The organism is Niallia sp. FSL R7-0271 (assembly GCF_038005785.1).
GTDB lineage: Bacteria > Bacillota > Bacilli > Bacillales > Cytobacillaceae > Niallia.
This window is the reverse complement of sequence record NZ_JBBOTZ010000001.1, coordinates 1,766,393-1,792,363: the sequence shown is the minus strand read 5'-3', so window position 1 is coordinate 1,792,363 and position 25,971 is coordinate 1,766,393. Positions and strand designations below refer to the sequence as shown.

Annotated in this window: 29 protein-coding genes; 9 read left to right on the top strand and 20 right to left on the bottom strand. The window is 38.0% G+C overall.

The window, feature by feature from the left end:
- Window positions 1-97: 97 nt before the first annotated feature.
- Complete coding sequence (locus MKX82_RS09235) at window positions 98-1,249, top strand: CapA family protein (protein WP_233313998.1); 1,152 nt, start codon at window positions 98-100, stop codon at window positions 1,247-1,249.
- A 92-nt stretch (window positions 1,250-1,341) separates the two neighbouring features.
- The gene (locus MKX82_RS09230; RefSeq protein ID WP_233313999.1) at window positions 1,342-1,641 is read left to right on the top strand and encodes a HesB/YadR/YfhF family protein; all 300 of its coding nucleotides are present in this window, start codon (window positions 1,342-1,344) and stop codon (window positions 1,639-1,641) included.
- A 12-nt stretch (window positions 1,642-1,653) separates the two neighbouring features.
- Here MKX82_RS09230 and MKX82_RS09225 read toward each other — a convergent pair whose 3' ends face one another.
- From MKX82_RS09225 to MKX82_RS09205, 5 genes are all read right to left on the bottom strand, one after another.
- Window positions 1,654-1,944 carry a hypothetical protein gene (locus MKX82_RS09225; protein WP_251647701.1) on the bottom strand — a complete coding sequence of 97 codons (291 nt, stop codon included), beginning with the start codon at window positions 1,942-1,944 and terminating at the stop codon, window positions 1,654-1,656.
- A gap of 24 nt (window positions 1,945-1,968) precedes the next feature.
- On the bottom strand, window positions 1,969-2,391 hold the full coding sequence (locus tag MKX82_RS09220) for an acyl-CoA thioesterase (protein WP_267913290.1): 423 nt from the start codon (window positions 2,389-2,391) through the stop codon (window positions 1,969-1,971).
- Window positions 2,392-2,479: 88 nt separating this feature from the next.
- Window positions 2,480-2,650 (bottom strand): hypothetical protein, encoded by a 171-nt coding sequence (locus MKX82_RS09215; protein WP_233314001.1) that lies wholly within the window; start codon window positions 2,648-2,650, stop codon window positions 2,480-2,482.
- 92 nt (window positions 2,651-2,742) lie between these two features.
- Window positions 2,743-3,501, bottom strand: coding sequence for a hypothetical protein (locus MKX82_RS09210; protein WP_341076611.1), 759 nt, complete (start codon window positions 3,499-3,501; stop codon window positions 2,743-2,745).
- A gap of 284 nt (window positions 3,502-3,785) precedes the next feature.
- Window positions 3,786-3,914 carry a hypothetical protein gene (locus MKX82_RS09205; protein WP_267913291.1) on the bottom strand — a complete coding sequence of 43 codons (129 nt, stop codon included), beginning with the start codon at window positions 3,912-3,914 and terminating at the stop codon, window positions 3,786-3,788.
- Between the two features lie 122 nt (window positions 3,915-4,036).
- Between MKX82_RS09205 and MKX82_RS09200 the strand changes: the two genes are divergently transcribed.
- Entirely contained in the window at window positions 4,037-4,183 is a 147-nt protein-coding gene (locus tag MKX82_RS09200) for a hypothetical protein (protein ID WP_233314004.1), read from the top strand.
- A 282-nt stretch (window positions 4,184-4,465) separates the two neighbouring features.
- Here MKX82_RS09200 and MKX82_RS09195 read toward each other — a convergent pair whose 3' ends face one another.
- From MKX82_RS09195 to MKX82_RS09150, 10 genes are all read right to left on the bottom strand, one after another.
- Window positions 4,466-6,808 (bottom strand): AAA family ATPase, encoded by a 2,343-nt coding sequence (locus MKX82_RS09195; protein WP_341076606.1) that lies wholly within the window; start codon window positions 6,806-6,808, stop codon window positions 4,466-4,468.
- A 145-nt stretch (window positions 6,809-6,953) separates the two neighbouring features.
- On the bottom strand, window positions 6,954-7,097 hold the full coding sequence (locus MKX82_RS09190; RefSeq protein WP_127741263.1) for an acid-soluble spore protein N: 144 nt from the start codon (window positions 7,095-7,097) through the stop codon (window positions 6,954-6,956).
- A gap of 76 nt (window positions 7,098-7,173) precedes the next feature.
- Window positions 7,174-7,305: an FbpB family small basic protein gene (locus MKX82_RS09185; RefSeq protein ID WP_233314006.1), complete on the bottom strand. Its 132-nt coding sequence runs from the start codon at window positions 7,303-7,305 to the stop codon at window positions 7,174-7,176.
- A 188-nt stretch (window positions 7,306-7,493) separates the two neighbouring features.
- Window positions 7,494-8,009, bottom strand: coding sequence for a TlpA disulfide reductase family protein (locus tag MKX82_RS09180; RefSeq protein WP_233314007.1), 516 nt, complete (start codon window positions 8,007-8,009; stop codon window positions 7,494-7,496).
- 299 nt (window positions 8,010-8,308) lie between these two features.
- A complete protein-coding gene (locus tag MKX82_RS09175; RefSeq protein WP_233314008.1) occupies window positions 8,309-8,866 on the bottom strand; it encodes a PepSY domain-containing protein in 558 nt (185 codons plus the stop codon).
- Window positions 8,867-8,965: 99 nt separating this feature from the next.
- On the bottom strand, window positions 8,966-9,667 hold the full coding sequence (locus MKX82_RS09170) for a PepSY domain-containing protein (protein WP_341076601.1): 702 nt from the start codon (window positions 9,665-9,667) through the stop codon (window positions 8,966-8,968).
- Entirely contained in the window at window positions 9,667-11,031 is a 1,365-nt protein-coding gene (locus MKX82_RS09165) for a sensor histidine kinase (RefSeq protein ID WP_341076599.1), read from the bottom strand. Before MKX82_RS09165 ends, MKX82_RS09170 begins: the two co-directional genes overlap by 1 nt.
- Window positions 11,028-11,726 (bottom strand): response regulator transcription factor, encoded by a 699-nt coding sequence (locus MKX82_RS09160; protein ID WP_341076595.1) that lies wholly within the window; start codon window positions 11,724-11,726, stop codon window positions 11,028-11,030. Before MKX82_RS09160 ends, MKX82_RS09165 begins: the two co-directional genes overlap by 4 nt.
- Before the next feature lie 158 nt (window positions 11,727-11,884).
- Window positions 11,885-12,814, bottom strand: a complete 930-nt coding sequence (locus tag MKX82_RS09155; RefSeq protein ID WP_233314012.1) for a manganese-dependent inorganic pyrophosphatase — start codon at window positions 12,812-12,814, stop codon at window positions 11,885-11,887.
- 228 nt (window positions 12,815-13,042) lie between these two features.
- A complete protein-coding gene (locus MKX82_RS09150) occupies window positions 13,043-14,377 on the bottom strand; it encodes a glutamine synthetase family protein (protein WP_237941336.1) in 1,335 nt (444 codons plus the stop codon).
- A 600-nt stretch (window positions 14,378-14,977) separates the two neighbouring features.
- On the opposite strand from MKX82_RS09150, the gene MKX82_RS09145 reads away from it, so the two are divergent.
- Together MKX82_RS09145 and MKX82_RS09140 are read left to right on the top strand one after the other, a co-directional pair.
- The gene (locus tag MKX82_RS09145) at window positions 14,978-16,195 is read left to right on the top strand and encodes an aminotransferase-like domain-containing protein (protein WP_233314014.1); all 1,218 of its coding nucleotides are present in this window, start codon (window positions 14,978-14,980) and stop codon (window positions 16,193-16,195) included.
- Window positions 16,195-17,172, top strand: a complete 978-nt coding sequence (locus tag MKX82_RS09140) for a D-2-hydroxyacid dehydrogenase (RefSeq protein ID WP_341076587.1) — start codon at window positions 16,195-16,197, stop codon at window positions 17,170-17,172. The genes MKX82_RS09145 and MKX82_RS09140 overlap by 1 nt, the downstream gene beginning before the upstream one ends.
- Window positions 17,173-17,218: 46 nt before the next feature.
- On the opposite strand, the gene MKX82_RS09135 is transcribed toward MKX82_RS09140, so the two are convergent.
- From MKX82_RS09135 to MKX82_RS09125, 3 genes are all read right to left on the bottom strand, one after another.
- Window positions 17,219-17,608, bottom strand: coding sequence for a rhodanese-like domain-containing protein (locus MKX82_RS09135; RefSeq protein ID WP_341076585.1), 390 nt, complete (start codon window positions 17,606-17,608; stop codon window positions 17,219-17,221).
- 136 nt (window positions 17,609-17,744) lie between these two features.
- Entirely contained in the window at window positions 17,745-20,450 is a 2,706-nt protein-coding gene (gene acnA, locus MKX82_RS09130; protein ID WP_233314017.1) for an aconitate hydratase AcnA, read from the bottom strand.
- Window positions 20,451-20,663: 213 nt separating this feature from the next.
- Entirely contained in the window at window positions 20,664-20,924 is a 261-nt protein-coding gene (locus tag MKX82_RS09125; RefSeq protein WP_233314018.1) for a hypothetical protein, read from the bottom strand.
- Window positions 20,925-21,098: 174 nt separating this feature from the next.
- On the opposite strand from MKX82_RS09125, the gene MKX82_RS09120 reads away from it, so the two are divergent.
- Window positions 21,099-21,242: a small acid-soluble spore protein P gene (locus tag MKX82_RS09120; RefSeq protein ID WP_442780416.1), complete on the top strand. Its 144-nt coding sequence runs from the start codon at window positions 21,099-21,101 to the stop codon at window positions 21,240-21,242.
- Between the two features lie 109 nt (window positions 21,243-21,351).
- Window positions 21,352-21,660, top strand: a complete 309-nt coding sequence (locus MKX82_RS09115) for an Hsp20/alpha crystallin family protein (RefSeq protein WP_237941333.1) — start codon at window positions 21,352-21,354, stop codon at window positions 21,658-21,660.
- Here the strand turns inward: MKX82_RS09115 and MKX82_RS09110 are convergent.
- Together MKX82_RS09110 and pdxR are read right to left on the bottom strand one after the other, a co-directional pair.
- A complete protein-coding gene (locus tag MKX82_RS09110; protein ID WP_237941332.1) occupies window positions 21,657-22,211 on the bottom strand; it encodes a hypothetical protein in 555 nt (184 codons plus the stop codon). The genes MKX82_RS09115 and MKX82_RS09110 overlap by 4 nt on opposite strands.
- Window positions 22,212-22,232: 21 nt before the next feature.
- Window positions 22,233-23,669, bottom strand: a complete 1,437-nt coding sequence (gene pdxR / locus MKX82_RS09105) for a MocR-like pyridoxine biosynthesis transcription factor PdxR (protein ID WP_341076579.1) — start codon at window positions 23,667-23,669, stop codon at window positions 22,233-22,235.
- A gap of 62 nt (window positions 23,670-23,731) precedes the next feature.
- Here pdxR and MKX82_RS09100 point away from each other — a divergent pair, with 62 nt between their 5' ends.
- Window positions 23,732-24,280 (top strand): pyridoxamine 5'-phosphate oxidase family protein, encoded by a 549-nt coding sequence (locus tag MKX82_RS09100; RefSeq protein WP_233314022.1) that lies wholly within the window; start codon window positions 23,732-23,734, stop codon window positions 24,278-24,280.
- Between the two features lie 143 nt (window positions 24,281-24,423).
- Window positions 24,424-25,971 carry an ABC-F family ATP-binding cassette domain-containing protein gene (locus MKX82_RS09095; RefSeq protein WP_233314023.1) on the top strand — a complete coding sequence of 516 codons (1,548 nt, stop codon included), beginning with the start codon at window positions 24,424-24,426 and terminating at the stop codon, window positions 25,969-25,971.

The following is a 25,971-nucleotide window of genomic DNA, read 5'->3' as shown; positions in this document are numbered from 1 at the left end:
CATTTTGCGAAATTAGTCGAATGGACCGTGCTTTTTTGTTATCCTATAAAGGAACTTATCTTTTTTAGGAAAACGCAATTAAAGGCAGGTATGAATAATGAAAAAAATCCAGCTCTATCTATTGCTTGCTTTTATCGGTATTTCGATCACAGCCTTTTTTATTTTTAAGCTTGATGAGGCAACATTAATCAAGCAAAACAGCAATACAAGCAGCAATCAGCCCTCAAAAAAAACACAACTCAGCACAAAAAGCATTGGCAAAGAAGTCACTTTAGGTGCTGTCGGGGATATTCTAATCCACGATAGGGTATATAATGAAGCAAAAGTAAAAGACGGTTTTGACTTTAGGCCTATGCTTGAAGAAGTGAAGCCAATCTTACAAAAGCCGGACATCCTTCTGGCTAATCAGGAAACCATTGTGGCAGGCGAGAAAATTGGTTTATCCAGCTATCCTGCTTTCAATAGCCCACATGAAGTCGCAGATGCGCTAATTGATGCAGGTGTCGACATTGTGACAACTGCTAATAATCATTCTTTAGACAGAGGTGTTGATGCCCAAAAGCAGTCTCTTGCGTACTTAAAAAAAATCAAGCTTCCTTATGTTGGTACATTTGAAAATAAAGAAGACCAACAAAAGCTCCGCATAATGGAGCATGACGGCATAAAAATTGCTTATCTTTCTTACACATATGGTTTGAATGGTATTACTGTTCCCAAAAAGGACGACTATATCGTCAATCTTATTGATAAGGAAAAAATGCAAAAAGAGATAGCGCAGGCAAAAAAACAAGCTGACTTTGTGGTAATGGGCATACATTGGGGCACAGAATATGAACGGAAGCCAAATGTGGAACAAAAAACTCTCGCCCAATATCTCGTTAATGAAGGTGTCGACATTATTTTCGGAGGACATCCACATGTTCTGCAGCCAATGGAATGGATGTATGACAAAAACGGAGAAAAGTCCTTAGTCGTCTATTCTCTCGGCAATTTCCTGTCAGGACAAGCAGATGATTATCGAGATATTGGTGGAATGGCCACTGTCAAAGTGACAAAAACTGAACTGGGCGGTAAAGTGACGAAAAAAATAGAGGTTCCATCCTTTTACCCAACATATGTCTACAGTAAAAATGATAAAGACTATAAAATGGTTCCTCTAGAAGAAGCTGGTAGTCTTGGAATGCCTGACAGTGAGGAAAGCTATAAGGAGATCATGACACATATGCTGAAAAATGTGCAGCCTAAATAAACTTACAGACAGTTTAATTATGTGCATAGTATATGTTTATCCTTTATAATAAAAGTGAGGGTTAATCTAATCTCAAAAAAGAGGTGCTTGAAATGAAAATAGTAGTTAGCGATAAAGCAGCAGAATGGTATAAAGATGAAATGCTTCTAAACGAAGGAGATTATGTACGATTTTTCGCCCGATACGGAGGATGCAGCACTGTCCAACAGGGATTTTCTCTAGGAATTTCTAACGAAAAGCCTGTGAACTCAGCAGTTAGCACAGAAAAAGACGGCATCCGTTATTATATTGAAGAAAAAGATCTTTGGTATTTTGATAACAATGATTTATACGCAAACTTCAATGAAGCAGCACAGGAACCGGAATATCATTACACAGAAAAGCAGGCTTAATTAGCCTGCTTTTTACTTGAGGAGAATATCGATTCCTTCCTTCTCCAAAATATTTTTTTGGGTATCGCCAAGAAGATCAAAATGAGAGTAGCCATCTTTCCTTTTATGTATCCACTCTTTTTTTAATCCATACTTCGCTCCCCATTGCTCGAGCCTTTTCAAATCCGCACAGCCAACCTTCGTGACTGTCTTGCAGCCTGGAAAGCGGTCATCAAGCCAATAATGAGTCAAAAAAGCAATCTGGCCTTCATCTATTTTTCTTTTCCAGTCTGCCAATTCCTTTCGGTTGATGCCAAACGCCATAGTATTAGTCTCCTTAAAAAACGGTTATTTCTTTTTTAGCTCCTCATACTTTTGGAACCATTCCGGAAAGGTCTTTTTAAATGATTTAGGGCGGAAGCTATCTTTACTGACAATGATATGGGTAGTCGTACCCTCTACACAAAGATCTCCTTGCTCATTTACAATCTGATATCCATAAACCGTTTTAATGCCATCATTTAAGTCTATCCATGTTTTCACATACGCTTTTTCTCCGTATCTTAACGGCTTCTTATACGTAGCCTGTACATCATAGACAGGAGCGAAGTACCCAGCATCCTCCATCGCTACATAGCTATATCCAATATCCTCTATCAGCGCTGTTCTGCCGCGCTCAAAAAACTTTAAGTAATTCGCATGATACACGACACCCATCATGTCGGTATCTGCATAATCGATCTTTAAATCTAGTTTATGTACGTATTCCAAATCTGCTTGCACTTCCTTTGTATTATTTCTTCCTTATTAATATTATGGTTAATTCAGCAACTAATCAAGGAAAGTGCCACCTTCAACATTACTCCGCAACCATCCTATTAATGAGCTCTTGCATTTTTTTTGTCAAATTTACTTCTTTCCGCAACAGCTCTTTATATCCTTTTGCCATTACAGGCATGTTCTCCATCTGAATGGAAAGCTTTTTAATCTCCATTTGCAAGAGCTTATACTCTGTATCTAAATCAGTCATATTCCCCTCCATATAACTAATCAAATCTATCTACCTTGTTTCTACAGTTATTAATATGTATTCATGTTAAGCGTTTTAAACAGCATAGCGTGTTATGTATTTACTGCCATCAAGCTTGTTATCTTTCCAGTAAGTCTATCCATTTTCAGTGAAACCCCAATCATTTGTGTAGAACTTACTTCTACAAATGCATTAATGTAAAAAACATTCTCTTTTCCCCGCTTGACTGATTCAATTATATATTTGTCTCCCAGCAAATAACCGCCAACTAATTTACCTGCTTCTTTCTCTGTGATTTTTGCAGTATTCATTGCCTTACTAGAAGAATCTGTATGTTCCATATAGTCAAGATTGTTAATCTTCCATTGACCTTGCTCTTTTTCTGCCTCTATTGTATAGATTAGGGGCATATTATTGTATGACGTTTGTGCCGTCTCCACGATAATCTTATTTTTTGAATGATCTTTCACGATGAAATGCTGCTGATAATCAAAATCTGCTGGGAAATTACCACCTGTAGGGACAGTAAATTCTACTGTATTAAGCTTACTTATGAAAGCTTCCGTAAAGTAAGGCTGCAATGCCTGTTTAAAGGGTTCCATATTAAGGTGCTGATTCTGTTCTGCATAGTCTTTGGCCGATTCTGCCAGCTTATACGATTTCTTGCTAATATCTTTTATTTCAGCAACAGACAATAATTCAGTGTCAGAAACATTAACAGTATCCAGTTCTCGCCGTTCGACATTACTATTACTATTACTATTACTATTACTATCCTTTACGCTGTTTCCATATAATAATAATAATAATGTACAGCTAAATACGATACATAGCGTCAATCTTTTTCTCAAAAAAACGAACTCCTTCCCCATGGACAAATGTTATATTTATCCATTTTACCATATTTTAATGGAGGGAAGTCTATCGAACTTAGATAGTTTTAAGTTCTCTTAGACAGCTGTAATGATTTCTTTCACCTATTTTTTTTATAAGCTTCATACGATTTTTATGTAGATACGTTTGACATTTTTACTTATTAATATTACCTTAATAATTCGAAATAAAAAACACCAAAATGGTGTTTTTTATTTCGCGAATATACCTTAGCTCGCACTATTATGTAAAGCTTTAAGTATTAGGGAGCTTCTCCACTTTTTTCTTTGCTGTTTTCCTCTCTTTTCTCATCTTCCACTTTCCCTTCTGCAACTAGCTCTGTCCAATCTGTTTCTACTATTTTCTTCTGCAGCTTTTCAATGAGACCCATAATTCTTTACTCCTAGTAGTTTATTTTGTTATAATTATAAATACCCACTTAATGGAAATAAAAAACAATATTTTATAGGTTATATCGTTATTTTTGGTACTATCTGTCTACAAGGAGTTAGAATGATGATTAAAGATGATGAAATGCTTTTATTCATTAGACATATATATTTTCTAGTGAATGAGTGTAAAAAATGTGAAGATTACGAGATGAAAAGCAAAATAACAGATGAGATTTATTTCTTCGGTGAACTATTGGAGCAAAAATAAGCTGAATTTGTGAAAATGTTAGCATTCACTATTAGTCAGACCTCATACAGTGCATTTTTAACCTCTCAAAACATGATATAAACAACACTAATCCCCACACCACCAACAGTTGTTGGTTTAAATTACCTTTGTTATTTGCTTTTAAAAAAAGTACAATAAAGTCTGCAGTTTTTCACATAAACTACACACCTGAGATAAAAACTGCTGATTTTGACTATCCTTATGGGATAGTCCTTTTTTATATAAAAAAGCGGCTGTAAAGACAGCCGCTTTTGTTTACTATTATGATTGCTTTGTGTTTGCACTGTTGCTGAAGGAATCTAGTGCATGAAGCATATCTGCTTCTGTAAGAATAGAATAATCAAGGCTATCATCATTAGCTTCCATGATTCGCAATGCTTGCATCTGGACAGCTTCATCTACAAGATTAGTCGCAAATCGCCCATTTCCATTTGAGTTAAATGACGCAAGCTTTGTCTGAAGGGCAAGCTTCGCATTATTTTCTAACTGATAGTCATATTTTGCCGCATAACCTTCCATTATTTGAATCAATTCTTCACTATTATAATCCTCGAAATGGATAAACTTCTTGAAGCGTGATGTTAAACCTGGATTGCTTTCAAGCAATGCCTTTGTTTCATCAGGATAACCGGCCAAGACGACAACAAGATTTTCATTATGCTTTGTCATTTCCATAACAAGTGTGTCGATAGCTTCTTTGCCGAAATCTTGATTAGATCCTGACAATAGAGAATATGCTTCATCAATGAATAGAACGCCGCCTAATGCTTCTCTGATCTTCTTTTTCGTTTTAATCGCCGTTTGGCCCACAAATCCTGCTATAAAATCCGCTCTGCTTGCTACTACGAGATGCCCACGCTTTAAAATCCCGCAATCCTTTAAGAACTGGGCATAAAGCTTAGCAACTGTCGTTTTTCCTGTACCTGGATTTCCCGTAAATACAGCATGAAGCTGGATAGGCAAGTTCTTTTTAGAATTCGTTCGTCTGACTTGCTGAACTTTAACGAATGAAATAATTTTTTTCATTTCATCCTTTACCTTTGTCAGACCAATCATAGAATCAAGTTCTTCCGCTGGATTATCTGAAGCCTCCTCCTCTGACGCAGCAAAATCATTGCCGTCAAGCAAGGTATATGTGAGGAACTGCTTGTTTGATTGTGCTTGAGATCCTTTGTTAAAAATCGCATCTAGGACAATATTTTTAACTGCACGGGCATTGCCGAAGCTTTCATCAACCTGTTCCTTTTCAAGGCGCAGCTCTAATTGCTGTTTGCCTTCTTCACTGATGACATAATCATTGTCATTGGCAATTTTTTCTCCGATAGCAACAAGTTCCTCTGCAGAATAATTAGGTAAATGAATAAAGTTAGATGATGGAAAACGGCTGCTTAATCCATGATTGCCGTCAAGGAACTGTCTCATCTCTTCCGGATAGCCTGCTAATATAACAGCAAACTTCCCGCCGAATTCAGAACTAGTCATTAAGGAAACCAATGTGTCAATCGCTGTTTGTCCGTAATCATTGCCTTGTCCATCTCTGTTTAAGCTGTAGGCTTCATCAATAAACAGCACACCGCCAAGAGATTGCTTTACAACATTGCGCACATTTTCCTCTGTCTGCCCCATATAGCCTCCGACTAGCTGGGATCGGTCTGTTTCAACAACCTCCTGACTAGGCAGCACACCTAGTTCATAATAAATTTTAGCCATTAACCGTGCCAATGTCGTTTTTCCTGTACCAGGATTTCCTGTAAAAATCATATTAAGACTTAATTCATCCTGAATGGTGAAACCGAGCTTTTTCCTTGAGTTTTGATACTTTAAGAATTGATAAAAATCCTTTACTCTATTTTTAACTTTCTCTAAGCCAATCATTTGTTGAAGCTGTTCTAAGGCTGAGGTTGTTTCCGCTTTTGCCTCGCTTGAGTCTTCCTCTTTAAAAATGTTCAACCAAGCACCCTTTAACTCATTAAGCTCTTCAATCAGCTTTTTAACACTGTCATAATAAATAGATGTATGAAAAACACCGCTTATGGATTCTTCATATTCTTCAGATGATTGCAGAAGCTGAGATGTTTTTTGCGTTACTTCATCCAGCAATGTAATAATTTCTTTGTACTTAGTCACAGCAAGTGTATTATTAAAAATAGATGCTGCTGCACTGTTTTCTGTTAATTTATCGTTTTCATCATCAATCATATCAAGAAACTTCCGGCAGTTATTAATATACTGTTCAGCAATTTTCCTTTTCGCTGTCCGGTTATCTGTCTCTCTAATCGCAGGGAAATTAAGCATGTCCAACAGACCTTCATAGTTTTTCCAGTCGTTTTGGGAAAGGTATTTATTTGCCTCTTTATTACTTGAATCTAAATCTTTCGCCTTTTTAAGCCATGCTGTTGCAATTGAATCCTTTTCATTTGCTTTTAATCGGGAGATTGCCGCCATTGTTAGCAATCGGGAGACAATCTCTGGCTTCTCGGCTTCATTTAATGATTGTATCGCAGACAAAACTGCTTTTTCGTTGTTAATAGTACCTGTATTCTTAAATTCCTCTTCAAGAGAAGCAATTGTTTGACTGACTGTATTTTCGAATTTCTTTTCCATTATCTACTTTCACTTCACTTACATATAAGTTTATTTACATCTTCTTATAGTATCATAATCGTGAATATTCGTTAATGATTTAAGCTGTTTTCCTTCGTTTATACATACAAAAAGCTTCTGCACATATGTACAGAAGCTAAAAAGTTTATTCACCTTTTGTTTGGATCACTTGGGCATGCTGACCTGAAGTATCCTGCATTTTTTTGCCTTTATTGCCGCCGAAACCTCTCGATTTAGTTCCAATATGGCTAGGCACAAAATGCTTGCTGTCTTTTTTTGGATTGCTCATCATTCATCCCCTCCTTTATATAAAGTTTGCACTATAAAGGAATGGATGATGTGTGGCAAAATTTTTCACTAATTGATTATCTTGCTTTTTTCAAATGTTTTTTTTCAATGCGCTCTTCAATTTTCTCAATTGCTTCTCTGTCTCGAAGCAATTGCAGTTTATTTTCTGACACTAGTTCCTGGAATGACCGTTTACGAGGTTTTCTCATCTCTTTTATCTCCTTTATCCTTTTATATTTTCATAATTCCCAAAATTGCCTGTTTTTAATACGCATTTGAAGAAATTCTTTTAAAAGTTTGAAAAGTCATTGTTTTCTGAAAACAATACTCATATGTATACTTTTGATACGCTCTCATTATACGTGATGTCCATATAATTGTAAAGCGCTTTCAGAAATTATTTCTTCCTTATTAACTCCCTCATTATCTCTAATGACATGACAGAATAGTATTTATTGACAATAACTCCTTTCTCGTCAATTAAAAAAGTAGTGGGAATAGTGATTACCTTATACATTTCATTTACCTTATCTTGTTCATCCAGCACGACAGGAAAAGTAAGCTTCATTTTTTTTATATAATCAGCAACGTTTTTGGGAGCTCCGCCATCAATATTTATTGCCAATATCTCTATATCTCCCTTTTGTTCTTGAAAAAACTTCTCGATTTCCGGCATTTCCTGTCTGCATGGCGGACACCATGTTGCCCAGAAATTGATCATTACTTTTTTACCTTTTAAATCAGAAAGCCGCACTTTTTGCCCTTTCATATCCTTCAAAATAAAGTCAGGCGCGATATTTCCAATATTCACTCCAATATTTTTTCCAGTGCCTTCGGCAGAAGCTTTTTGTATATCAACCAGTAAAAGGCTTACACTAACAAGGATACATAAAAATACGATTATTTTTTTCATCAAGACCACTCCTATAATCATTTCTTACATTTAAGTTCTCCATTTTTATTTTAATTACGATGTTTATTTTTGGAAGGGACTTTGAATGCGTAAAATTATAAGGTTATAGGAATGAGTAAAATCAGCAAAATATTTCATGCCTGACACGTCGTTATTTAAAAACATTTGTTTCCTGTCCCTTACACCTTATCAGGTATAGACAGAAAAATATATAGGATATAATAAATGTTGCGAATATTGTCATAAATTAGGATTAAAATAAAAAAACAGCCTAAATGAGGCTGCTTCTTATAGTCAGATTAAAACCTGTCTTGCTCTTTACTTAATATTTTTCCTGTTTCTGCTGAAATGCTCAGCTCTGTTTCCATGCCATCCTTTGCTGTTACTTCTAGGTCATAAATGAATTGAGCGTTATCATCATCTAACTCAAATTCTGTAATGGTGCCATCTGCTTCTTTTAATGCTATTTCTTTCGCTTGCTCTTCTGTTACTTTAATTTTATCAGCAAGCATTTCCTTTGTAATGATGGTGCCGTCTTCTGAATCGACATATATATCATCTTGGTCATCAGCGAATTCTACTTGGTATACACCTGCTCCAGTTTCCGTATACTCTTGCTCTACCTCTTCTACAGCACTATTCTTTTCTTTTGAAGCAATTTCAGCAGCCTCTTGTTTTGATACAGCCGCCGTTTCTGCTGTAAAGCTTTTTACAATACCACCGTTTGCATAGACATCTCTGTCATCAATCAGGTCATATGCAGCTGCTCCGCCAAAACCGATGATTGCTGCACCGATACCGTATTTTAACCATTTAGTTTGTATAATTTTGCTCCACGCTTTTTTTATTGTATTCATTTTAAATTCCTCCTTTTTCTTATACTTCTATCCTATCCTGAGAAAATGATAAGACTTTAGCAGAAATATGAGAAATTGATGAGAATTCATCGGAGCGTTTTAATCATTGTCCCAATTAATTGATTCAATGGCACCTGTATAGGCATTAATATACATTTTTACTTCTTTATCGCCTTCCGCTTCTATTTCCAATTCATAAACGAGACCGAAATCTTCATCCTCTTCCATATCGATTTCTGAAACAGTTCCTCCGATTTCCTGTAAAGCTATTTCCTCTGCTTTTTCCTTTGAGATATATTCTGTAGTTCCGTCTGCCGCATCTTCTTTAATTTCTCCAGTTTCCCTGTCTAGCAAATAGGCTGTGTCTTTAGCTTCTGTTTTAATAATAAAAGAATAATAGGAAATACTATCTTGGTTTGTTTCTTCAATTGTCAATAAATCACCTTTTATCTGCTCTTGTATCAACGTTTTTGCCTCTTCTTCTTGGATGAGACTAGCTTTGTCGGTAGTATCTTTCACAGATTGTTGAATTAAGGTCTCCACTTTGCCTGTCTTTTTGTTAAGCACTATATTGTATACACCACTGTCTGTTTCAAAAATGATTTGATAAGAAGGTCCTGATTCTCCATCCCTTTGTGAAACACTACTTACCGTGCCTCCATAATTAGACAAGACAAAATCTTTTGCCGCATCCTCTGTTAAAGTACTGCTTTCATCGGCGAAGAAGATAAAATACCCTAAAACCAATAGGACAATAATCAAAAGGAAGCTGCTAATGAGGAGAAGTTTCTTCTTGTTCATTATTTGTCCACCGCCTTTTGTCCTGCAGGGAACATACATGTAAACGTTGTTCCTTTATCTAACTCACTTTCCACTTCAATCATACCATCATGAGCAGTCATGATAAGTTTTGCGATCGACAGTCCTAGCCCAACACCGCCGTTATCCCGATTTCTCGACATATCAGCACGGTAAAAGCGGTCAAATATTAACGGCTGCTTTTTTTTATCAATACCGATGCCATCATCTTCAACCTTTAAAATAATATTCTCTTGTGTAGTGTTCACTGCCAATTTCACTGTATTTGCTCCATACTTAAAGGCATTATCAAGGAGAATAAGAAGAAGCTGCTTTATTTTTTGCTTATCACCATACAGAATGACTGGCGTGCTTGCCTTTTCAACTAACACGATCCGTCCTGTCGCCATTTCCATATTCTTCGCAGTCTTGATGCAAAGCTTATTCAGCTCAAAGTCTTCCAAATGCAAGACAAGATGATCATCGGCTTTTGCCAGCTCAAGCATTTCATTTGTCATTTCCTTCATCCGCACCGCCTCTGATAAAATGGCATCTATTCCTTCCTCTAAAGCATCAGGCTTATTCTTTCCCCAGCGCTTCAGCATGCTGGCATAGCTTTCAATTACAGTAAGCGGAGTTTTCAATTCATGCGAGGCATCATAGACAAATTGTTTTTGCTTATCATATTGCAATTCTAATATAGATATCATTTTGTTAAAGGTGTTCCCAAGCTGATACAATTCATCCTTACTTCTGTCTTGCAATTCAAGCTTTTGAAAACTGCCCTTTGATTGGATCTCCTCCATTGTTTTTATAAGAGACTGAATTGGTGTCAATATGAAACTTGATAGCAATCTTCCAGCCAAAAAAGTCGGCAATATAACGAGAACAGTCCCGATTATCAAAATCAGTCTTAATACATCCAATATACGCAGTGAGCTGTCGATATTTTCAGCCATCTCCAGCTTTACTACACTGCCGTCATTCCAGATGACTGGCAGTGAAGCAACGGCAAACGAGCTTCCATCTTGTTTTAGAACGTTTTCCGATTGGCCAGCTGAAAAGGAATGGTCTATATCAGCATAGCTTGATTCTTTCGTGCTTGTAAAAATCACTGCATTATTTTCGTCAATTGCACGAATCATTCCATTTGCCGGGACGAAGGCACGCAGGAGGGAATTTCTCGTCATTTCTGTTGTTGCACTGTCAAGATTTCCTGCTGCCTGCATCAACTTGCCTGCTGTTTCGTTCACTTCATTTTTAAGGATTTCCTTTTGAAAAACGAAGTAAATGGTCGTATTAAGACAAACCATCATTATGATTAGCAGCAATGTTGAAAAAACTTGGATGCGCGTTCTGACTCTCATATAGAAGATTCCTTAATGACATAGCCAATCCCGCGAATTGTTTGAATCAGCTGTCTATCAAATTGATAATCGATTTTCTTGCGTAAATATCTTATATAAACATCCACCACATTTGTATCTGCCATAAAATCATAACCCCAAACATGATTCATAATTTGTTCTCTGCTTAACACAATATTTTTATTTTCCATTAAATAAAGAAGCAGCTCAAATTCCCTTGGTGTCAGTTCAATATCGATGTCTGCACGCTTTACGGAATAAGATTTGACAAATACTTTTAAATCATCCACTTCTAGCACTTTTTCCTGCTCTTGTTTCCATTGCATCTTGCTGACGCGAAGGCTTGCCCGAATTCGGGCAAGCAGCTCCTCTATTTGGAATGGCTTTGTCATATAGTCGTTTGCCCCTAAATCAAGGCCTGCTACTTTGTCTGGAATAGAATCTCTTGCAGTCAAAAGAATAACCGGAACATGAACAGCTGCATTGCGGATTCTTCTTAAGACCTCTAAACCGCTTAATTCTGGCAGCATTACATCAAGCAAGACAAGACTCCAGCCTCCCTCAAGCACTTTCTCTAAACCTTTAACACCGGAATGCTCTGCGTGAACTTCATAACCTTCGTATTCGAGCTCCATCGTAATGATTCTTGCGATTTTTTGTTCATCTTCAATAACAAGAATTTTATCCTTTGGCAAACTTCCTCAGCTCCCTATTACATCTCTGGGGGAAATGTTTTTTAGTCATATCTTTACTTTGATATTATCGTAAACACGCACATAAAAAAAGAACTTGCCTTTGAATAAGTGATCTTTATGATCAACTTACACAAGCAAGTTCTTTTTACTATTATGGATTATTTTGATAATTCCTCTGTTAATACAGGAACGATTTGTTTTTTGCGTGATACAACACCTTTAAGCAAGGCTGTGTTATTTTCAAGTTTTACGCCAAATGCCGCTTCCACTGCACTAGTTTTCGTTCCAAGTGCAAGGGCAACAGAATCATTGTTTAAGATATCTGTTACAACAAGCAAGAATAAATCAAGCCCTTTGTCAGCAATCACTTTATTTAATGCATCTTCCAGTTCGCCTTGTTTAGCAAGTACATCATTTGTGTCCACTGCATTAACTTGAGCAACTTCCACTTTATATGACCCCATTGGAAATTCTTTTGCATCAAGGCTGATTAGTTGCTCTACTGTTTTGTCGCTTAAATCTGCACCAGCTTTAAGCATGTCCAAACCATATTGGTCCAAATTAATGCCAGCAATTTCAGCAAGCTCTTGTGCTGCTTTAACATCCTGATCTGTGCAAGTTGGAGATTTAAACAATAATGAATCGGAAATAATTGCAGAAACCATTAAACCTGCAATGTCTTTTTTGATTTCAACATTGTTCTCTTTGTAAAGCTTGTTAAGAATTGTAGCAGTACAGCCAACAGGCTCAGCGCGATAATATAAAGGATCGCTTGTTTCAAAGTTAGCAATACGGTGGTGGTCGATAACTTCCAGGATAGAAACCTCTTTAATATCTTCCACACTTTGCTGGAATTCGTTGTGATCTACAAGAATTACAGAATCTGTTTCCTCTGACGCCTTTTGTATGTATCTTGGAGCTTCAGCTTTGAAGTAATCTAGAGCGAACTTTGTTTCGCCATTGATTTCTCCCAGGCGAACAGCTTCCGCTTCTACACCTAAAGCTTTTTTCAATTCTGCATAAGCGATAGCAGAACAAATCGTATCCGTATCAGGATTTTTGTGACCAAAAACTAAAACTTTTCCCATTCTTTAATTCTCCTTGTAACTGAAATTATTGACATAGATAAACAAGGATGCACTTGTTATCCAATGTATTTATTGTATCATATCGCTAGCAAAAATAAATAATCGATAGACAAAATCTCCTTCTTATTTTATCGGAATTGTATTTTTGCGAAGAAGCATTTGACATAAACTACTAAGATAGCACAACAAAAAAAAGAGGGCTGATGCCCTCTCTTATCTATCAAACTATTAGAATTTAAATTGGTAGTTTTCAATTTCCCAAGCATGGATTTGTGTACGGTAGTTATCCCACTCTTCTTTTTTCGCTGCAACATACTCATAGAATACGTGCTCTCCAAGTGTTTTAAGACCGATTTCTCCTGCTTCTAGTTCAGCGATAGCTGCTTCTAGGCCACCTGGTAGGCTGTCGATGCCCAACTCTTCGCGGCGTGCATCTGTCATGTGGAAGATATCTTCGTTAACAGGTGCTGGAGCTTGCAATCCTTTTTCCACTCCATCAAGACCAGCAGATGCTATTACTGCAAATGTCAAATATGGATTTGATGCTGGATCTGGACAACGCAATTCTACGCGAGTTGCCATGCCTTTTTTAGCTGGAATACGGATTAAAGCTGAACGGTTTGAAGCAGACCAAGCAAGATATACTGGTGCTTCATAGCCAGGTACTAGACGTTTGTAAGAGTTTACTAGCGGGTTTGTAACTGCTACGAAACTCTTAACATTATCAAGGATACCAGCGATGAAAGAGTAAGCTTCACTTGAAAGCTGCAGTTCATCAGACGGATCGAAGAAAATGTTTTCGCCATCCTTGAAGAACGACATGTTAACATGCATTCCTGAACCGTTGATGCCGAATACTGGCTTTGGCATAAATGTTGCATGCAAGCCATATTGTGCTGCGATTGTTTTAACTACCCATTTGTAAGTAGTCGCAAGGTCTGCAGCTCCTAGAGCATCTGCATATTTAAAGTTAATTTCATGCTGGCCTTCTGCAACTTCATGGTGCAATGCTTCAATTGTAAAGCCCATTGCTCGCAAAGTTTTGAAGATTTCAACACGAACCTTTTCACCTAAGTCTTTAGGAGATGGCTCAAAGTATCCGCCTCTGTCACCTAGGACTGTCGTTGGGTAACCTTGTGCATCTGTTTCAAACAAGAAGAATTCCAATTCAGGACCTACAGAAATCGTATATCCTTGTTCTGCTGCACGTGCCACTGTCTTCTTAAGAACATTACGTGTGTCACCTTCAAATAATGTACCATCTGGATTTGTTACAGAGCAAAGGAAGCGTGCTTCTGAATATCCTTCTTCTTCTGTCCAAGGCAACACAACAAATGTGTTTAAATCTGGGGCTAAATAAGAATCTGATTTATTGATAGGTGAGAAACCTTTGATGGAAGAACCATCAATCATGATTTTCCCTTCTACTGCATCATCTAATTGAGCTGCTGTAATTGTGATATTTTTCAAAATCCCTTCAATATCTACAAATTGCATATGCAATAATTCTACATTTTTTTCTTTAATGATACTTTGAATCTGTTCTAATGTAATTTCAGCCATGTCAATTTACCTCACAATTCATGTTCTATTATCTAACTTGAATTCATTATAAGAAATTATTTATAGTTATACAATATCTTTTTTAAAATTTTTTAAATATTTTATAAGATAGCGTTTACATTCTTTTGTTTTTATGTTTGGTTTATTTTTTATAAAAATCCGAAAATTCTGTAAAAAATGAAATTAACTGCTTATTTTCTTTTGAATGCTCGTTTTTACGCCGTCTTTTAATATTTCCATATTCGAAATAAATAGCATATAGTTGGCTCTATATTCAGTAATTCTCCAAACGTTTTACTGACGAAAGGAGCAAACTGGCTTGGCTTCATGCAGTTTTGCTATCGGCAGCTTCTTTTCCCATTAGGAATGTCTGCACCATTAAACTTGTCAGATTTTCTTCGCTTATTAGCAATTCATGGAAGATAAATCAGGAATTTGCAAAACAGTACATGGAGGTAGTGAATCAAGGATTTATGATTAGCCTTTAACAAGCAATCCTTTTCTACTAAAAGCAGTTTTTGAAATAAATTACTTTATAAATTATTTGAATAGTGTTAATTTTTAAAATAAATTATTTTTTAAGAGGATGGTGTTTATAGTATGAATTCATTAAAGCAATTTACATTTAGTAAAAGATTTCCGAACATGCCGATTATCGGCTCCTCCTTCGCCGGTTCACTAGACCATGTTATTCCATTGTCTTATGGTTTTCCTGCTCCAGAGTCTTTTCCATTAGAAACGATGGTTGCTGCAACACAAGCTGCCATGAAAACGCAAGGGTTTGGTGCTATGTCTTATAGCGGCGGAACAGGCACAAGTCATATTGTTAACTGGATTCTCGAACGATCAAAGCTCCGTGACGTACATGCAAAAGAGGACCAAATCCTTGTAACTGCCGGGAGCATGCAGGCAATCGATTTAGTGGCACGAACACTCACTGACCCAGGTGACGAAATTTGGATTGAAGCTCCTTGTTTTTTTGGTGCAATTCGGACATTTAATTTGGCGCAGGTAAAATTACGGTCATTTCCGATTGATGAGAATGGAATAATGGTTGACTATGTGGAAAAAGCATTATTAGAAGCCACTCTTCAGCAAAAGCCAATTCCGAAGCTTCTGTACATCATGCCCAATTACCATAATCCAGGCGGTGTCAATCTCTCTGTAGACAGACGAAGGAAACTCGCAGAGCTTGCTTATGAATATAATTTCTTCATTTTGGAAGATGATGCTTATGTGGAGCTTTCCTTTGATGGCACTTATCTCCCTTCTATCCACTCCTTCGGTCCTGAGCGCGTCATCTATTTAAGCACCTTTTCAAAAGTAATTGCACCTGGGATCCGTTTAGGCTGGGCAATTGGATTAAGTGAGATTATCACTAAGATGCGTATTTTGAAAACAGACGGGCTGACTAGCGTATATGTACAGGAAGTTGTTCACAATGTGTTAGACCAGCTGGATATCGAAGAACATATCAAGTATTTAAGCAATACGTATAAATCAAGAAAAGAGGCAATGGTTGAAGCCATTAACGAGCATTTCGGCGACGAGGTCAGCTTTGTTTCACCAGAAGGAGGCTTCTTTCTCTGGCTCACATTCCCTGCTGGCATAAATACAAGCGACTTTGTGGAAGCTGCAATGACTGCTGGTGTCTCCTATTTGGATGGACAGCATTTCTTCCTTGAAGACGAAGGCTTTAACACAATGAGACTTTGTTTCACATACTGTAGTGAGGAGAAAATTAAAGAGGCGATTAAACGGCTTGCGGATACTTACTTCCAATATATCCGCACCTTGCCGATGGAGGAAGCTAACTGATGGATTCATCATCCCCTGTCATTTATGTTAGGTACAATATACCAAAAAAGTATATCGAAAAAATAAAAGCCTTAGGTGCAACCGTTTTGTTTGATCCTTGGCAATTTGGTAAAGAAGAACCAGCAGTGAACTTCGATTTAAGTGAGTGTGATATTATCCTTACCTTAGGTTTAATGGACCCTCTTACCATTAGGAACAACGCCCCAAAGCTTAAATGGGTACAATCATTAAGTGTTGGACTGGATGCTCTGCTTCATGAGGAAACAATTAAAAGTAATCTACTGATTACCAATACAAAGGGCTGCACTTCTATACCGATTGCCGAACATACTGTTGCCATGATTTCTGGGTTTGCAAGAGGGCTGCCAACCATGCTGCGTAATCAAAACAAGCGAATCTGGAGCAATACGGATATTCAAGACTTAGACGGCGCCACTATAGGAATTATCGGATATGGAGAGATTGGCAAAGAGATTGCGAAAAGATGCAAAGTTCTTGGCATGCATATAGTCGGCTGCCGAAAGAGACCTTCCATTACAACAAGTAATGATCCTGCAGATGAGGTGGTTGGACTTGAACAAGTCGATGATGTCATTAAAAATGCTGATTTTCTTGTTCTCGCTTTGCCTTCAACAAAGGAAACGTACCAATTCATAAATAAAGAGAAGCTAAAGCTTATGAAACCATCTGCTTACTTGATTAATATCGGCAGAGGCAATACAATTGCAGAAGCTGATTTGCTGGAAGTGTTAACAGCTCAGCGAATTAAAGGTGCTGCTCTTGATGTATTTGAGGTGGAGCCGTTACCAAGCGAGTCCCCCTTCTGGGCATTGGAGAATGTCATAATATCTCCCCATAATGCCTATTATTCTCCGAAAAGCATGGATCGTTATATGGATATATTTTTAGAGAATGTCACTAGATTTAAAGAAGGCAAAGAGCTACTTAATTTGGTTAATAAAGAGCTTGGCTATTAAAATATAAAGAGGAGCGACCATTTAGCGCTCCTCTTTTCCTTCGGTATTATACTGTTTCGAAGCCTTCTTGTTTCCAAGCAGTTGTTCCGCCTTCAATGAAAGCTACATCAGCAAATCCCATTTGTTTAAGCAAATAAGCGCCAAGAGCAGCTTGTCCGCCTAAACCGCATGTTACTAGAATCGGTCTGTTGCGATCAGCTAATTCTGGATTGCGAAGCTCTTCAGGAAGCTCCAAATCAGCACGAATCGGCAGCATGCCTAGTGAGATGTTTACACTGCTTGGGATTAAACCGCAAGCTCCTGCATCCTCAGCATCCTGCACATCAATTACATATGTATTAGGTTTGTCTTCCATTTGTTTTTTTGCTTCAATTGATGAGATGCCTTTCACATTGCTTCTTGCTTCTTCTAATAATTTTCCGAATGTCAACGCCATTCCAATCACTCCTTCATGGTAATTTCCTACATATCTATAGTAGCAAACTTTTCCTTAATTACCTAGCAGAATGTACGCCCACTAAAAGAAAAAGAGACTAATGAGTCATTAGTCACTCATTAGTCTCTTTCTATCATTAGTTCTTCAATTTATCTCGAAGCACCATCGGTAAGATTCCACCGTGACGGTAGTAGTCTATCTCTACTTCAGAATCAAAGCGTACAAGCACTTCAAATGTCTTCTTGTTTCCATCCTCATCTGTCGCAGTAACTTCAATGAAATCACGAGGTTTAACTGTTTCATCAACATATATGTTAAACGTCTCTTTTCCTGTTAAACCAAGAGACTCTGCGCTGTCTCCATCCTTGAATTGCAATGGAAGCACACCCATTAACACAAGGTTAGAGCGGTGGATTCTCTCAAAGCTTTCAGCAAGAACTGTTTTAATTCCAAGGAGATTCGTACCTTTTGCTGCCCAGTCACGAGAAGATCCCATGCCATAATCTTTGCCGGCAAGAACCATTAGGCCAGTTCCATCTTGTTTATATTGCATACAAGCATCATAAATGGATGTCACTTCACCTGTCGGCCAGTATGTCGTAAACCCGCCCTCTGTACCAGGAGCAATCTGATTACGGATACGGATATTCGCAAATGTTCCTCTCATCATGACCTCGTGGTTACCGCGGCGAGAACCGTAAGAGTTGAAATCGCGAACCTCTACTCCGTTTGCTTTTAAATATTTACCTGCAGGAGTGTTGACACCGATTGCTCCGGCTGGTGAAATATGGTCTGTTGTAACAGAGTCGCCAAACTTGCCGACAATTTTAAGCCCTTTAATCGGAAGCACCTTCTCAGGATCAGGCTTCAGCCCTTCAAAGAATGGAGGGTTTTGAATATAAGTGCTTGAATCATCGAATGTGTATAATGAATCGCTGCTAGTCTGAATTTCATTCCAGCGCTCGTTGTCGTCGAACACACGCTCATACTCCTTCTTAAACAGTTCAGGAGTTACAGTGCGGTTTACCACTTCATTAACCTCTTCAGTTGATGGCCAAATATCCTTGAAGAATACATCGTTGCCATCCTTATCCTTGCCGATTGACTCGTTTTGCAGGTCAATATCAACAGTTCCCGCAAGTGCATAAGCCACAACTAACGGCGGTGATGCCAAGTAGTTTGCTTTTACAAGCGGATGAATACGACCTTCAAAGTTTCTGTTACCGGAAAGCACACTAGTAACAAGCAAATCAGAATCAGCAACTGCCATTTCGATTTCATCACGCAATGGACCAGAGTTTCCGATACAAGTCGTACAGCCGTAACCAACAAGGTTAAAACCGATTTGTTCCAAGTATGGCAGCAAGCCGGAATCTCTTAAATAACCAGTTACTACTTTTGAACCTGGCGCCAAAGAAGTTTTAACGAATTTAGGCACTTCCATGCCAAGTTCCACTGCTTTTTTGGCAACAAGGCCAGCACCAACAAGCACATACGGGTTGGATGTATTTGTACAGCTAGTGATAGCAGCGATTGCAACAGAACCTGTCCTCATTGTCGTTGAGTCCCCGTTAGCAAACTTGATATCTACTGATTTATCAAACTCATCTTTCTTCAAGCCGAAGCCTTGATTTCCTTCAGGTGCAGTCACAGAATCAACAAATGCTTTTTGCAGCTGCGATAATGGAATCAAGTCTTGCGGACGTTTTGGTCCAGACAGGTTTGCTTCAATATCTGAAAGATTAATTTCAATTACTTTTGTATAAACTGGCTCAATACTAGGATCAAAGAACAGTCCGTTAAGTTTAGAATATTCTTCTACCACTTTGATTTGCTCTTCTGATCTGCCTGTTAATCTCATATAAGCCAATGATTCCTCATCAACTGGGAAGAATCCGCAAGTTGCTCCGTATTCTGGAGCCATGTTAGCGATTGTCGCACGGTCAGCTAGCGGCAATTGGGAGATACCAGGTCCGAAGAATTCAACGAACTTGCCTACTACCCCTTCACCTCTCAACACTTGTGTAACTTTTAAAGCAAGGTCTGTTGCTGTTGAACCGTTAGGCATATCACCAATAAGCTTCACACCCACAACTTCTGGAACTGGGAAATATGATGGTTGTCCAAGCATGCCAGCCTCTGCCTCGATACCGCCGACACCCCATCCAAGTACGCCGATTCCGTTGATCATCGTCGTATGTGAGTCTGTTCCTACTAATGTATCAGGGAAAGTTTCTAACTCTCCATCTTCATTTTCGACTACTTGCACAACATTTGCTAAATATTCTAAATTTACTTGGTGTACGATTCCTGTAGCAGGCGGAACGGCACGATAATTATCAAAAGCTTTTTGAGCCCAGCTCAAAAATTGGTAACGCTCTGCGTTTCGTTCAAACTCAAGATCCATATTTGCAGTCAACGCATCTGGCGTACCATATTTGTCAACCTGCACACTGTGGTCAATAACAAGATCGACCGGTTTTTCCGGGTTAATTTTGCTTGGATCTCCGCCAAGATCAGCCATGGCTTTTCTTAAAGAAGCCAAGTCAACAACTGCAGGAACTCCTGTGAAGTCCTGTAGGATAACCCTTGAAGGCTTAAATGGCACATCAATTTCTTTCAGTTCATCTGTTCCCCATTTTGCAAGGTTTTCCACATGTTCGTCTTTAATGACAAAACCATCCATTTGTCTTAATACAGATTCCAATAGAACTTTGATAGAGTACGGCAATTTGGAAACATTGCCGATTCCCGCTTTTTCCAATGCATCCAATTGATAATAATGATAACGCTTCCCATCAACCTCGAATGATTTACGTGCATTGTAAGTATCTTTTGCCATATGTATTACCCCCTCCATGTAATCATATACCAAAAATAGAAAAATAGTCGAATATTTCGTACTTTCTATCTTTTTAGTCTTTTATTTCCTCATTCATTTTAATACAGTAGCTTTGATAAGTAAATAATAAGAAAGTTATCATTTATAATAAGCGCTACTTATGACCTAATTAAAAAAGCACCCTTTCCAAAAGAAAAGGTGCAACTATTAAAGTTACGAAAGATCATTTACCTCACTGACAATCGTTTTTAAATCTTGCTGGAATGTCTCTAGCTGTTTGCGCTGATGTTCAGACGCAGTTTCTAAAGCATTTTCGATTTGTTCATATGTTTCGTTTATTTCTTGTTTCAGATGCTTCAGCTGATGACCGTAGCTTGCAGAATCCTTTACAATATCTTCATATAATGTCTGCGTTTCGCGCATGTTATTTTGGGCAGCTTGGAAAGCTTCTTGTTTATTGCTGTGATAAAACACTGTATTTCCTCCTATCTATTTTTGCATAAGAATCGTGGTTGTAAGCAGGAAAGAAATCCTACAGTTAAATTGCTCAAATACACAAAAAAATATTCTGTATAAACAAGAGATATTTCTCCCATTCTAAACAGTGAAGAGCAAACTGCTTTTCAAATGGCAAAGGAGATGAAGGTCTTGAATAAAAACGACGGTAAAGATATGCGCAAAAATTCACCGAAAGGCCATCACGGCGGACAGCCTGAGCCTCTCAGCGGGAGCAAAAAAGTGAAAAACCGCAACCATACTAGACAGAAGCACAACAGCGGACACGACTTTTAATAAATAAATAAACACAGGCTGATGATATATCATCAGCCTGCTAAAAAATTTTCTATGCACAGGTTACGGCAGCTGCGAATATCTTGTCATCAAAAAGGAGCAATTCACAATGAGTGATGAGCAATTATTTCCCTTGATGGAAGGATATAACTCTATTAGCAGCTATTTAGATGAAACAGAATTTCCTGTCGATTTATATGAAGCAGATTCTTACTATTTAGCTGAAAGCCTTCTGCCATACATCTCTCCTAATAGTATGGAGATTTTTGTAAAAGACAACTACCTGACTGTAAGGGTTCGTACTTTAGACAATCACATTAAATCAAGGACAGTTTATTTCCCTCAAAAGATTGAAAATAATGCTATTACTTCCGCCTTTACCGACAATATTTTAGAAGTAAAAATCTTTAAAAATTAGGAATACTTCAGTGTTAATCGTTCTTTCTCTAATATATAGTATATGATTCCGTTTGAATGGTTGCACGCCTTCATCAACTGCTTATTTGCTGAATCACATTTCCCCTGCTCTTGATAATCTAATGCAGCGATCGTATATTCCATCCATTTATGATCGGACGCTAAGCTTGAATCATTAAATTCATCTTTGTTTTGTCTGATTTTTAACCACTGCATAAAAAATTTTTTATTGTTATCACTGCTAAGTTTTGCTATTTCTTCATTCACTCCTTTCGTACTGTGAAAATAAAAGCAAAATAGAATGGTCAAAAGCGGATAATACTTTCTGAGATTAGGGCGTTTCACAGCTCTGCGATAATTGGCAATAACAGCTTTGTCATCCTTATTAGCAAGGGCATAAATATAGCCATAATACGGGTTATGTTTTCTAAGCCGCAAATACGTTTCTATCCACTTGCTGCTCCGTGATTTTTTTTCGAAATGATAAGCAAGTAATCGTAAAAATAGAATCGCTGTAAGCATAATGATTGCTGTTACATATATAACTGTCAAAAGCACCCACCCTCTTCTCTTCTAATTAAACCAAACTTTCGCAAGCTGCTTTATGTATTCGTCTATTTTATGCAGTGTTAATCCTCCAAACCCTAATATGATTGGACAATCATCTACTGATTTATTGGAATAATAGCTTGCAGTAGAATATATGCCAATAGACTGGTGTGCTGCTGCCTCAATCAATTGGGAATGCTGCTTATTTTCAACATTTATAATCAGATGCAATCCGGCCTTTTCACCGATTATGTTAACAAATCCCCCCATATACTCATTTAGGGATGACAGCAGCATCTCATGTTTTTCTTTATAGATTTTCCTCATTTTTCTTAGATGCCTCTCATAGTGTTCTCTTTCCATAAATAGTGCTAATGCATGCTGAAAAATGGGTGAAGCATTTTGGGAATCAATGAACCCTTCATGCAGATTCTCCAATAATTTTTTTGGCAATACCATATAGCTAATCCGAACAGAAGGCAAAAATGATTTTGAGAAAGTCCCTGCATAAATAACTCTGTCCTGCCGGTCTAAGCCTTTTAAACTTGCAACCGGTGCCCCTTCATAACGAAACTCACTGTCATAATCATCTTCAATAATATAAGCATTTGTCTCTTCAGCCCATTTTAACAGCTCCAACCTTTTGGCAGCAGGCATGATACATCCGAGGGGAAATTGATGGGATGGTGTGATATACGCGGCATTGCAGCCACTGCTTTTTAATGCTTGGACATCGTACCCATCGTCTGCTGTAACAGGTATGTCAACAATCATACAGCCTTCTGTTAAGAAAGTATTTTTTACCCCATCATAGCCAGGGCTCTCCATGGCAACAGCTAGTTTATCCTTTGGAAGAAGGGAAATAACTGTTCTGACAAGCTGATTTGTTCCTGCTGATATTACGATATCTTCATATGTGCAATGAATTCCCCGCGATTTGTAAAGATATGTGGCTATCTGTTTTCGCAATGAAATGCTGCCTAATTTATTTCCGTATAGCAGGATTTCTTTATCATTTTCCTGTAAGCTGTCTTGTAAGCATTTTTTCCAGGTTTTCATTGGGAAATGCTCTAGATCAATATCTCCGTATTGAAAGTCAATGGTAAATTCCTTCGCTGCAATAGTTTTATTCTCCTCTTGAAGTACTTCCTGCTTTGTATCAGGTAAATATTCAAGATTAGGGACAACCCAATACCCTTTTTTGACTCTGCTTTCAATAAATCCTTCTGCCAAAAGCTGCTGATATGCTTCATTTACTGTATTTTTACTTATGCTTAACGTTTGAGAAAGGGATCTGACAGAAGGAAGTTTTGTGCCTTCTTTTATGTTCCCATTGAGCATTTCTTCTTTGTAGAAATCGTACAGCTGTTTATAAATTGGTGTTTTTTTGTCTTTTTCAATAAAACAGGAAACCATCTTCCCTCTCCATTCTGTCCCAATGTTTTTTTCGCAAACTGGCACTTTTTTCTATGACACTATTTTTTTACAATGATTCTAACATAACACTGAAGGAGATGGATAGGATGGAACAAATGAGACAGAAAAAAATGGAATGGACCGATGATGAACAAATCAACAGCTGTTTAACAAGTTGCCGCACCGGTTATCTTGGCTTGAGTGATGGCACTGAACCTTATGTTATTCCCCTTAATTATGTTTGGTATAACAAGGCCATTTACTTTCACGGTGCTGATGAAGGCAGAAAGGTGCGCATTATCGAAGCAAACCCCGCAGGCTGCTTCACCATTTGCGAAGAGCTTGGCACAATGAGCAATCCTGTTCCTGCAAAAACGGATACTGCTTATTGGAGTATCATGGCATTCGGAGAAATAAAGAAGGTAAGTGAAATGGAGGAAGCTAGGAATATCATGCAGGAAATGCTGAACAAATATGTACCAGATTACTATAACAAACCTCTTGCTTCGTCTCATTTAGAAAAATATCGGTCTTCTTTAGGCAGCAAAACAGCCATTTATAAACTTTGCCCAACAACGATAACGGGCAAGGAAAATCCACTTGATGCAAAGACAAAATTCTCGCTAGGACGAACGATTTCAATGGATTTAAGATGAAAATAATAGAAATGAAGGAACTAGTCTAGTTTTCTGTTCATTATTTTAGTATTATGAAGAAATGGATACTGCTATTTATTGATTTTAGAAATAGCAAACTGTCATCTTACATGTACTTTATAATGAAGTGAGGATACAAAAATATGTTATTGAATGTGGAAAATTTAAGCCATACATTTGGAGACCGCACCCTATTTAAAGATGTGTCTTTCCGTTTATTAGCGGAAGATCATGTCGGTCTTGTTGGTGCAAACGGGGTTGGAAAATCAACACTGATGAATATTATTACAGGACAGCTGATTCATGACTCAGGCAAAGTAGAGTGGATTCCTTCTGTTCATTACGGCTATTTAGATCAGCATACAGTTCTTACACCTGGAAAAACAATTCGCGATGCATTAAAGGACGCATTCCTTCCTCTATTTAAGGAAGAAGAGAAGCTGAATGAAGTAACGGCGAAAATGGGCGATGCCACTCCAGAAGAGCTGGAAGCTCTGCTTGATGAAATGGGAGTTATTCAAGATAAACTTGATGCCGGCGGCTTTTATACACTTGATATAAAAATTGAAGAAGCAGCGCGCGGGCTTGGTCTTGATGCAATCGGACTAGACCGTGACGTAACAGCACTAAGCGGTGGACAGAGAACAAAAGTTTTACTCGCAAAATTGCTCCTTGAACAGCCGCAAGTGCTATTGCTTGATGAGCCAACGAACTATCTGGATGTAGAGCATATTAAATGGCTTGCTTCTTATTTAAAAGAATATCCATATGCTTTTATCTTGATTTCTCATGATACAGAGTTTATGAACCAAGTATCAAATGTTATCTTCCATCTCGAATTCTCGAAGCTGACGAGATATACTGCAAGCTATGATAAATTCCTTGAGCTTGCTGAAATTAATAAAAACCAGCATTTGAATGCTTACGAAAAGCAAAAGGAATTTATTAAAAAACAAGAGGATTTCATCGCGAAAAACAAAGCGAGATACTCAACAACAGGACGTGCAAAAAGCCGTCAAAAGCAATTGGACCGCATGGAGCGCATTGACCGTCCGGAAACTGCCTTAAAGCCGACATTTGACTTTAAAGAATCACGCGGCAGCAGCCGTTATGTTTTTGAAGGGTCAGATTTTGAAATTGGCTATGGATCTCCGCTATTGCCGAAAATGTCCATTACAATTGAGCGCGGCGAAAAGATTGCTGTAGTCGGCTGTAATGGTGTCGGAAAATCTACGTTGCTGAAAACAATGCTTGGTAAAATTCAGCCGTTAAGCGGAAAAATTGAACGAGGTGACTTCCTGTACCCTTCTTACTTTGAACAAGAGGTTAAAGCAGGAAACTTAACACCAATCGAGGATGTTTGGAATGCATTTCCAAGCATGGATCAGCACCAAGTACGTGCTGCCCTTGCACGTTGCGGGTTGAAAAACGAGCATATCTCAAGACCATTAAACCAGCTGAGCGGAGGCGAGCAAGCAAAGGTGCGCCTATGCAAGCTATTGATGGAAGAAAGCAACTGGCTATTGTTTGATGAGCCTACGAATCACTTAGATGTGACGGCAAAAGAAGAATTAAAACGAGCGCTGAAAGCTTATAAAGGCACTGTTGTTCTTGTTTGCCATGAACCTGATTTCTATGAAGATTGGGTTACAAAGGTTTGGAATGTGGAAGAATGGTCTAATCAAAACTAA

Coding starts and splice junctions, on each gene's coding strand:
- MKX82_RS09235 (WP_233313998.1), top strand. CDS start 98: ATGAAAAAAATCCAGCTCTATCTATTGCTTGCTTTTATCGGTATTTCG.
- MKX82_RS09230 (WP_233313999.1), top strand. CDS start 1,342: ATGAAAATAGTAGTTAGCGATAAAGCAGCAGAATGGTATAAAGATGAA.
- MKX82_RS09225 (WP_251647701.1), bottom strand. CDS start 1,944: ATGGCGTTTGGCATCAACCGAAAGGAATTGGCAGACTGGAAAAGAAAA.
- MKX82_RS09215 (WP_233314001.1), bottom strand. CDS start 2,650: ATGACTGATTTAGATACAGAGTATAAGCTCTTGCAAATGGAGATTAAA.
- MKX82_RS09205 (WP_267913291.1), bottom strand. CDS start 3,914: ATGGGTCTCATTGAAAAGCTGCAGAAGAAAATAGTAGAAACAGATTGG.
- MKX82_RS09200 (WP_233314004.1), top strand. CDS start 4,037: ATGATGATTAAAGATGATGAAATGCTTTTATTCATTAGACATATATAT.
- MKX82_RS09195 (WP_341076606.1), bottom strand. CDS start 6,808: ATGGAAAAGAAATTCGAAAATACAGTCAGTCAAACAATTGCTTCTCTT.
- MKX82_RS09190 (WP_127741263.1), bottom strand. CDS start 7,097: ATGAGCAATCCAAAAAAAGACAGCAAGCATTTTGTGCCTAGCCATATT.
- MKX82_RS09185 (WP_233314006.1), bottom strand. CDS start 7,305: ATGAGAAAACCTCGTAAACGGTCATTCCAGGAACTAGTGTCAGAAAAT.
- MKX82_RS09180 (WP_233314007.1), bottom strand. CDS start 8,009: ATGAAAAAAATAATCGTATTTTTATGTATCCTTGTTAGTGTAAGCCTT.
- MKX82_RS09175 (WP_233314008.1), bottom strand. CDS start 8,866: ATGAATACAATAAAAAAAGCGTGGAGCAAAATTATACAAACTAAATGG.
- MKX82_RS09170 (WP_341076601.1), bottom strand. CDS start 9,667: ATGAACAAGAAGAAACTTCTCCTCATTAGCAGCTTCCTTTTGATTATT.
- MKX82_RS09165 (WP_341076599.1), bottom strand. CDS start 11,031: ATGAGAGTCAGAACGCGCATCCAAGTTTTTTCAACATTGCTGCTAATC.
- MKX82_RS09155 (WP_233314012.1), bottom strand. CDS start 12,814: ATGGGAAAAGTTTTAGTTTTTGGTCACAAAAATCCTGATACGGATACG.
- MKX82_RS09150 (WP_237941336.1), bottom strand. CDS start 14,377: ATGGCTGAAATTACATTAGAACAGATTCAAAGTATCATTAAAGAAAAA.
- MKX82_RS09145 (WP_233314014.1), top strand. CDS start 14,978: ATGAATTCATTAAAGCAATTTACATTTAGTAAAAGATTTCCGAACATG.
- MKX82_RS09140 (WP_341076587.1), top strand. CDS start 16,195: ATGGATTCATCATCCCCTGTCATTTATGTTAGGTACAATATACCAAAA.
- MKX82_RS09135 (WP_341076585.1), bottom strand. CDS start 17,608: ATGGCGTTGACATTCGGAAAATTATTAGAAGAAGCAAGAAGCAATGTG.
- acnA (WP_233314017.1), bottom strand. CDS start 20,450: ATGGCAAAAGATACTTACAATGCACGTAAATCATTCGAGGTTGATGGG.
- MKX82_RS09115 (WP_237941333.1), top strand. CDS start 21,352: ATGAGTGATGAGCAATTATTTCCCTTGATGGAAGGATATAACTCTATT.
- MKX82_RS09100 (WP_233314022.1), top strand. CDS start 23,732: ATGGAACAAATGAGACAGAAAAAAATGGAATGGACCGATGATGAACAA.
- MKX82_RS09095 (WP_233314023.1), top strand. CDS start 24,424: ATGTTATTGAATGTGGAAAATTTAAGCCATACATTTGGAGACCGCACC.